This window comes from Palaeococcus sp. (in: euryarchaeotes) (genome assembly GCF_053987695.1).
Genome location: NZ_JBMXHE010000098.1, coordinates 1 through 6,455 on the forward strand (window position 1 = coordinate 1; position 6,455 = coordinate 6,455).

General features: G+C 43.4%; 9 protein-coding genes. 4 read left to right on the forward strand and 5 right to left on the reverse strand.

What is annotated here, in order from left to right; genetic code table 11:
- The 3 genes from coaBC to ACXJGZ_RS07785 all read left to right on the forward strand — a co-directional run.
- The coding region (gene coaBC, locus ACXJGZ_RS07775; RefSeq protein WP_456398941.1) for a bifunctional phosphopantothenoylcysteine decarboxylase/phosphopantothenate--cysteine ligase CoaBC at nucleotides 1-796 on the forward strand (796 nt) is incomplete at its 5' end.
- Nucleotides 797-871: 75 nt separating this feature from the next.
- Nucleotides 872-1,681, forward strand: coding sequence for a mechanosensitive ion channel family protein (locus ACXJGZ_RS07780; RefSeq protein ID WP_456398943.1), 810 nt, complete (start codon nucleotides 872-874; stop codon nucleotides 1,679-1,681).
- Nucleotides 1,682-1,744: 63 nt separating this feature from the next.
- Complete coding sequence (locus ACXJGZ_RS07785; RefSeq protein WP_456326643.1) at nucleotides 1,745-2,416, forward strand: aspartate/glutamate racemase family protein; 672 nt, start codon at nucleotides 1,745-1,747, stop codon at nucleotides 2,414-2,416.
- Here the strand turns inward: ACXJGZ_RS07785 and uppS are convergent.
- From uppS to ACXJGZ_RS07810, 5 genes are all read right to left on the reverse strand, one after another.
- On the reverse strand, nucleotides 2,413-3,210 hold the full coding sequence (gene uppS / locus ACXJGZ_RS07790; RefSeq protein ID WP_456326651.1) for a polyprenyl diphosphate synthase: 798 nt from the start codon (nucleotides 3,208-3,210) through the stop codon (nucleotides 2,413-2,415). The genes ACXJGZ_RS07785 and uppS overlap by 4 nt on opposite strands.
- A 54-nt stretch (nucleotides 3,211-3,264) precedes the next feature.
- Complete coding sequence (locus tag ACXJGZ_RS07795; RefSeq protein WP_456321915.1) at nucleotides 3,265-3,786, reverse strand: gamma carbonic anhydrase family protein; 522 nt, start codon at nucleotides 3,784-3,786, stop codon at nucleotides 3,265-3,267.
- A 99-nt stretch (nucleotides 3,787-3,885) separates the two neighbouring features.
- Entirely contained in the window at nucleotides 3,886-4,932 is a 1,047-nt protein-coding gene (gene pepQ / locus ACXJGZ_RS07800) for a Xaa-Pro dipeptidase PepQ (protein ID WP_293254808.1), read from the reverse strand.
- 100 nt (nucleotides 4,933-5,032) lie between these two features.
- Entirely contained in the window at nucleotides 5,033-5,422 is a 390-nt protein-coding gene (locus tag ACXJGZ_RS07805) for a 30S ribosomal protein S8e (protein ID WP_456398946.1), read from the reverse strand.
- Nucleotides 5,423-5,509: 87 nt separating this feature from the next.
- A complete protein-coding gene (locus tag ACXJGZ_RS07810) occupies nucleotides 5,510-5,782 on the reverse strand; it encodes a hypothetical protein (protein ID WP_366515047.1) in 273 nt (90 codons plus the stop codon).
- Between the two features lie 205 nt (nucleotides 5,783-5,987).
- Here ACXJGZ_RS07810 and ACXJGZ_RS07815 point away from each other — a divergent pair.
- The coding region (locus tag ACXJGZ_RS07815) for a class I SAM-dependent methyltransferase family protein (protein WP_498049466.1) at nucleotides 5,988-6,455 on the forward strand (468 nt) is incomplete at its 3' end.

A 6,455-nucleotide genomic window follows, 5' to 3' on the forward strand; every position in this document is an offset into this window, starting at 1 on the left:
AACAATGTACGAGCATCCCATAGTCAGAGAGAACATTGAAAAGCTTAAGAGAGTTGGAGTGGAGTTCATAGGGCCGCGCTTTGAGGAGGGAAAAGCTAAAGTTGCGAGCATTGATGAGATTATCTACTACGTCATTAAAAAGCTCCACAAAAAGGATTTGACTGGAAAAAAAGTTCTTATAACGGCTGGTGCAACAAGGGAGTACATAGACCCCATACGCTTCATTACAAACAAGAGCAGCGGAAAAATGGGGGTCGCTTTGGCGGAAGAGGCGGAGCTCAGAGGTGCTGAGGTTACTTTAATAAAAACCAAGGGAAGCGTGCCGAGCTTTGTTGAGAACCAAATTGAAGTCGAGACGGTTGAAGAGATGCTCCAAGTAATTGAAAGTGAGCTTAAGAGAAGAGAATATGATATTGTGATTTTGGCAGCTGCTGTGGGCGACTTCACTCCAAAAGAAAAAGCCCAGAAGAAGATAAAGAGCGGAAAGGAGCTAATTCTTGAGCTTGTGCCAACGCCAAAGATAATTCAAAGGGTTAAGGAGATTGCTCCAGACGTGTTCTTGGTAGGCTTTAAAGCAGAATATGGCGTTGGCGAAGAGGAGCTAATAGCTCAGGCGAGGAGACAGATAGAGAAGGCTAAAAGCGACGTTGTAATTGCCAACAGGGGAGAAGTGGCCTTTGGAAGTGAAGTGAACGAAGTCTACTGGATTACGGGAGAGAGCTATGAAAAGCTTCCGCTGATGAGCAAGCGCGAGCTGGCAGAGAAGATTTGGGACAGGCTATTGAAGCTTCTATGATATTTTTTCACCACTTTTGTAGTATCTTCCGAATACTTAAATACTCTTCTTTGCAAACATTCTAAGGTGATAAATTTGAACTTGGAAAATCCCATACCCTATATTGGCATAACCCCTGTTCAGATAATAACTGCTTTGGTAATTTTAATTGTGGGATGGGTTGTAACAAAAATTGTCGTAGCGAGCTTTAAGAAAGGATTGAAGAAAACAAAGCTTCCTGAGCTCGTGGTGGAATTCTTGGGCAAATTTTTAAGCACTTTCCTCTATGTAGCCGTGATACTCCTCACAATTAGGGCACTTGGAGTGCAAACGGGTTCAGTGGTTTTGGGCTTATCTGCGGTAATAGGCTTGGTATTGGGCTTTGGAATGCAAGATACCCTCACTAATTTGGCAGCAGGGGTATGGATAGCTGCTCTTAGACCCATAGACAAGGGTGAGGTGGTTGGTGTTGCGGGGTATGTGGGAAAAGTTGAAAGTGTTGGTATAATGTCAACGATGCTTTTAGCACCCGATAATGTCCTAATAACCATTCCAAATAGGATTATTTGGGGAAGTTCAATAGTTAACTATACGCGAATGCCCACCAGAAGAGTGAATGTGGATATTGGTGTTGCCTACGGGACTGATCTTGATAGAGCAATTAAGATTGCAATGGAGCTAATGGAAAATCATTCTCTCGTTCTGAAGGATCCCGCCCCAAGCGTTGCCATAACAGCACTTGCCGATTCATCCATAAATCTCCAGCTCAGGGCATGGACAAAAACAGAGGACTATTGGACGGTGAAGGGTGATTTGACAAAGGGAATATACAATGCATATAACAAAGAGGGAATAGAGATTCCATTCCCACAGCTCGATGTGCATCTCAAACGGGAGGAAGGTTAACCGTATCCAAACAGGAGTGAAAAGCCTCTTAAACTTTCTCTTCTATTATTTTTTGGTGATTTCATGAAAAAGATAGGAATAATAGGTGGGATGAGCCCGGAGTCGACGCTCTACTACTACAGAAAATTCATAGAAATCTCGAGAGAGAAGTTCGAACCCTATTTTTACCCCGAGCTTATTATTTACAGCATAAACTTCAAGGAATTTATGGAGAATCCGAGAGAATGGGAAGGCAGAAAAGAGATTTTGATAAAAGCCGCAAAGGCTCTTGAGAGGGCAGGTGCGGAGATAATTGGGATCTCTGCAAATACTCCGCATATGGTGTTCCCGGAAGTTCAGAGGGCAGTTAATGTGGAGATGGTTAGCATAATAGATGCCGTTGCAGAGGAAGCAAAAAAGAGAGGGCTAAAAAGGCTTCTCCTTCTCGGAACAAAGACCACAATGACTATGCCCTTCTACAAAGAGGCGCTCAAGGAGAAGGGTTTTGAAATTTTAGTACCGAACGAGGAGGAAATAGAGGAAGTTCAAAGGATAATTTTTGAGGAACTCACATTTGAAAATCTGAGAAGCAAGCCCTATCTCGTAGAACTCATAGAGCGCTATGTTGAGAAGGGCATTGAAGGAGTAATCCTTGGATGCACGGAGATTCCTCTGGCAATAAAGCGTGAGGACGTTAGCGTCGAAGTTCTCGATACGGCTGAAATTCATATGAGGGCTCTCATGGAGAGGGCTTAACGTCCAAATCTCCGCTGCCTCTTTTGATATTCCCTTATTATTCTCAAGAAGTCTATCTTTCTAAACTCGGGGAAGTACACGTCAACGAAAAAGAGCTCGCTGTAGGCGATTTGATATATGAGGAAGTTGCTTATCCTTACCTCTCCACCTGTCCTTATGACTATGTCCGGATCACTCATGTTGGGGATGTAGAGATACCTCTTGAGGAGCTCTTCATTTATATCCTCCTTTCTTATGTTGCCGTTCAGGACATCGTCCACAATTTCCTTTACGGCGTCTACTATCTCGCTCCTTCCGCCGTAAGCGAGGGCTATGTTGAGGAAGTAATTGCTGTATTTTTTGGTGGCTCTTTCGGCTTCTTCAGCTGCTTCACGGACGTTTTTTGGTAGCATCTCCTTCCTTCCGATTACATTGACCCGAACACCATATTTATGGATCCTTTCATCTTCTACGACCTCTTTGAACTTCTGCTCGAAGAGATCCATGAGAGCGTTTACCTCTTCAGGCTTTCTTTTAAAGTTCTCCGTTGAGAAGGCATAAACCGTTAAGCTCCTTATTCCGAGCTCCCTGCACCAGTCCATTATGTTTTCTAGGGTCTTGGAGCCAAAAAGATGCCCGTACCAGGGAGGCTTTGCAAGCTTGCGTGCCCATCTTCTGTTTCCATCCATGATTATTGCAACATGCTTTGGCATTTTTCCTTTCGCTTTGACCCTCTCAAAGAGGTACTCCTCATAAAGGTCGTATACTGGCTTGAAGAGAATCCTCGGGACTCTGGATATCACTTTGTAGAGCACGTTCATTTAATGCCACCATTAAGAGGTAGAGAAAAGAATTTAAAAATGTTGGCATTAAATCTTTTTCCTCTTTGCAAGGTGCATTTCAGCAAGTTCAACATAAACATCGGCGTTCTTTTTGGTCATCTCAATTTCCTGCTCGCTCAGTTGTCTAACGATCTTTCCTGGAACTCCTACCACAAGGCTGTAGTCGGGGATCTCCTTTCCCGGTGGAACCAAAGCACCTGCACCCACTATTACATGCTTCCCTATCTTTGCACCATCGAGAACAACCGCTCCCATTCCAATAATCGTGTAGTCGTCTATTTTAGCTCCGTGAACGACTGCATTGTGTCCTATTGTGACGTATTTCCCTATTATTGTTGGCATGCCGTGTGATGTGTGTATGCTAACGTTGTCCTGAACATTTGAGTGACTTCCTATATAAATCTGTTCGATATCTCCCCTCAAAACGGCTGAAGGCCATACACTTGCTTTCTCCTCTATTACAACATCCCCGATTATTGAAGCGAGCTCATCCACAAAGGCGCTTTCATGAATTTTAGGTTTCTTTCCATTCAACTCATAAACTGGCATAAACATCACCCGTTGTGAAATATGAGGTAGCGTTTATAAATCTGACCCCGGAAATCGCCTAAAAAATGACAAAAGAAGGTACCGTAAACGAGAAATTCGTCAAATAAGTTCCCTCTCAGTTTTTGTGAGTCTTCTTGCACCATTGCTGGTTATCACGATGGTATCTTCAATTCTCACGCCCCCAAAGTTTGGAATGTAAATTCCAGGTTCTATCGTAACCACCATGCCCTCCCGGAGCACGGTTTCATCTGTCTGACTGAGCCTGGGCCATTCATGGATTTGGAGACCAACACCATGTCCCAATGAGTGTATAAATTTATCGCCATAACCGTACTCTGTGATGATATCCCTCGCTATCTTATCTAGATCTTTTGCTGTAATTCCCGGCTTCGCAGCTTCAACAGCTTTCCTCTGTGCCTCAAGAACTATCTCATAAATTTCCTTCTGTCTCTCATTTGGAGTTCCAACCACTATTGTCCTCGTCATATCAGAATTGTAATGTCTATAAAACGCCCCCTCATCGATAACGACTAAATCTCCTTTTTCTATTCTTTTATCGCTCGCCACTCCATGAGGGAGTGCTGATCTCTTTCCACTTGCAATTATGGTATCAAAAGCCACCTTATCCGCTCCGTTCATCTTCATGACGTACTCCATCTTCGCGGCAATTTCTCTCTCTGTTTTCCCCTCGCTTATCTCCTCCAGCGCGACCATCATTGCCATATCTGCTATTCTGCATGCATCTTCAATTACCTTAATTTCTTCGGGAGTTTTGATGATTCTGAGTTCCTTTATCACATCGTCCAGAAACTTGAACTCCTCTATCTTTGATTTTTCCTTTAAACTGTTGCTGAAGGAGATACTTGTTGAGCCTTCCATTCCTAGGACGTTAAATCGCTTGAGAGTCTCATAGAGTTCGTCAAGCTTCTTAAATTTTTCCACAGGAACTTTGGATGTTTCTCTGGCTTCCTCATATTCCAGCTCGGGAACAAAAAAAGTTGCATCATGCGGGGTTATGAGTAGATATCCTCCCAAAACCAGTGAGCTCCCTGTAAAATAAAACAAGTTCTCCTTTCTTGTTATTAAAGCGCCGTCCATTTCATTCTTGGAAATGTATTCTTGAAGCTTGCTAATCCTTGACTTCATGAGATTCACCCCCTGGGTAATCTATAGCAATAAAATAAAACCTTTTCTATTCTATCCCTTAAAAGAGTGGTTAGAAAAGTCAGAAAGTATCAAAGGAGAATCAAGCATTCTCTTCCTTAATCAAAACAGCGTTAACAACGCCATCCTGCCCGGGTCTTGAAGTGACTATTGCCTTTCCTGCCTCGGTCTCGATTATTGCACCCTTTGTTATGATGTCTCTTCTGATATACTGCCTGTTGGCAGGGTTATCGGCGACTCCTAAGACTTTAACTTTCTTTCCTTTTCCTGCTTCAAAAACGTTTGCATAGGCAGCTTCGACGAGCCTAACCTTCCTGTTTCCTCCGTATGTTCGTATTATCTTTTTCTTGTCCTCATCCGCTACTCTTGTCATAGCGGGTTCTCTACCCAATTCTCTCTTTCTCTTCTTCCTAGCGAGTATAATCTTTCCACCCGAAGGCTTCTTTAATGATCTTCCTTGCCAGATTGTCATACTCTCACCTCACCTGATGAGCTTAATCACAAGGCATATTCAAGAAGTTTGTTTATAAGCTTTACCGTTGGGGAATAAAAGGAGGGGTCAGCCCCGTATTCTCATGCTGCCCCTTCTTATTGAATAGCTCAAGCCATAGGAAGGCCAGAGCCCGGGAGGTAAGGAGTAGTAATGAAGGTTCCTCAAAATCTTCTCCGCATCCTTCCTGCTGGGAGCGACAATCTTGAGCTTTGTTCTGCTCAGCACCACCTTCCCTTTAGGAAGCTTCAAAATCAGCTCATCACCTCTGACCTCTGGGTTTGCCCTCATTAAAAGCCTTTTGAACTCCATATAGGAGTCCTCGGTTATTTTTTGCTCCAAGATTCCAGAGTCTTTTTTAAATATCTTGTTAAACCAAGAACCGCCACCAAAACTCGAGGATTCATCCTCCATAGTACTCTTCTACCTCCGAGTAAGTCTTCATATTATACCTTATCTCAAGTCCTTTTAAGCCTTTCTCATCGCTTTTTGCCGAAATGACGAGAGAGTAAAAATGTTTAAAAAGTTTCTCCTAAACTCCTACGTGATGAGTAGGAGAAGCACCAGAGTAATAAAGCCACGTATAAAGAAGATTTTAAGCGAAACACTGCCCGGTGACTTAGTTGATAGGTTACCAAAGCACTGGGTTCAGATTGGTGATGTTTTAATCCTTCCTCTTAGGGAAGAACTCCTCCCCTATAAGTATGAGATAGCAAAAGTCTATGCTGAAGTCCTCGAGGTTAAGACCGTTCTCAGGAAAGGCTGGATTTTGGGGGAGTTTAGAGAGCCCCACTACGAGATAATTTATGGGCATGACCCAGTAACGGTTCACAAAGAGAACGGCATCCTCTACAAGCTCGATGTCTCAAGAATAATGTTCTCTCCCGCCAACGTCAAGGAAAGGGTGAGGATGGCGAGTATAGCAAAGCCAAACGAACTCGTGGTAGATATGTTCGCGGGCATAGGCCATCTCTCACTGCCAATAGCAAAGCACTGTAAGGCGAAGGTGATTGCA

Excerpts from the sequence above, each read along its gene's own strand:
- ACXJGZ_RS07795 (WP_456321915.1), bottom strand. The coding sequence starts at position 3,786 with ATGCCAGTTTATGAGTTGAATGGAAAGAAACCTAAAATTCATGAAAGC.
- pepQ (WP_293254808.1), bottom strand. The coding sequence starts at position 4,932 with ATGAAGTCAAGGATTAGCAAGCTTCAAGAATACATTTCCAAGAATGAA.
- ACXJGZ_RS07785 (WP_456326643.1), top strand. The coding sequence starts at position 1,745 with ATGAAAAAGATAGGAATAATAGGTGGGATGAGCCCGGAGTCGACGCTC.
- ACXJGZ_RS07805 (WP_456398946.1), bottom strand. The coding sequence starts at position 5,422 with ATGACAATCTGGCAAGGAAGATCATTAAAGAAGCCTTCGGGTGGAAAG.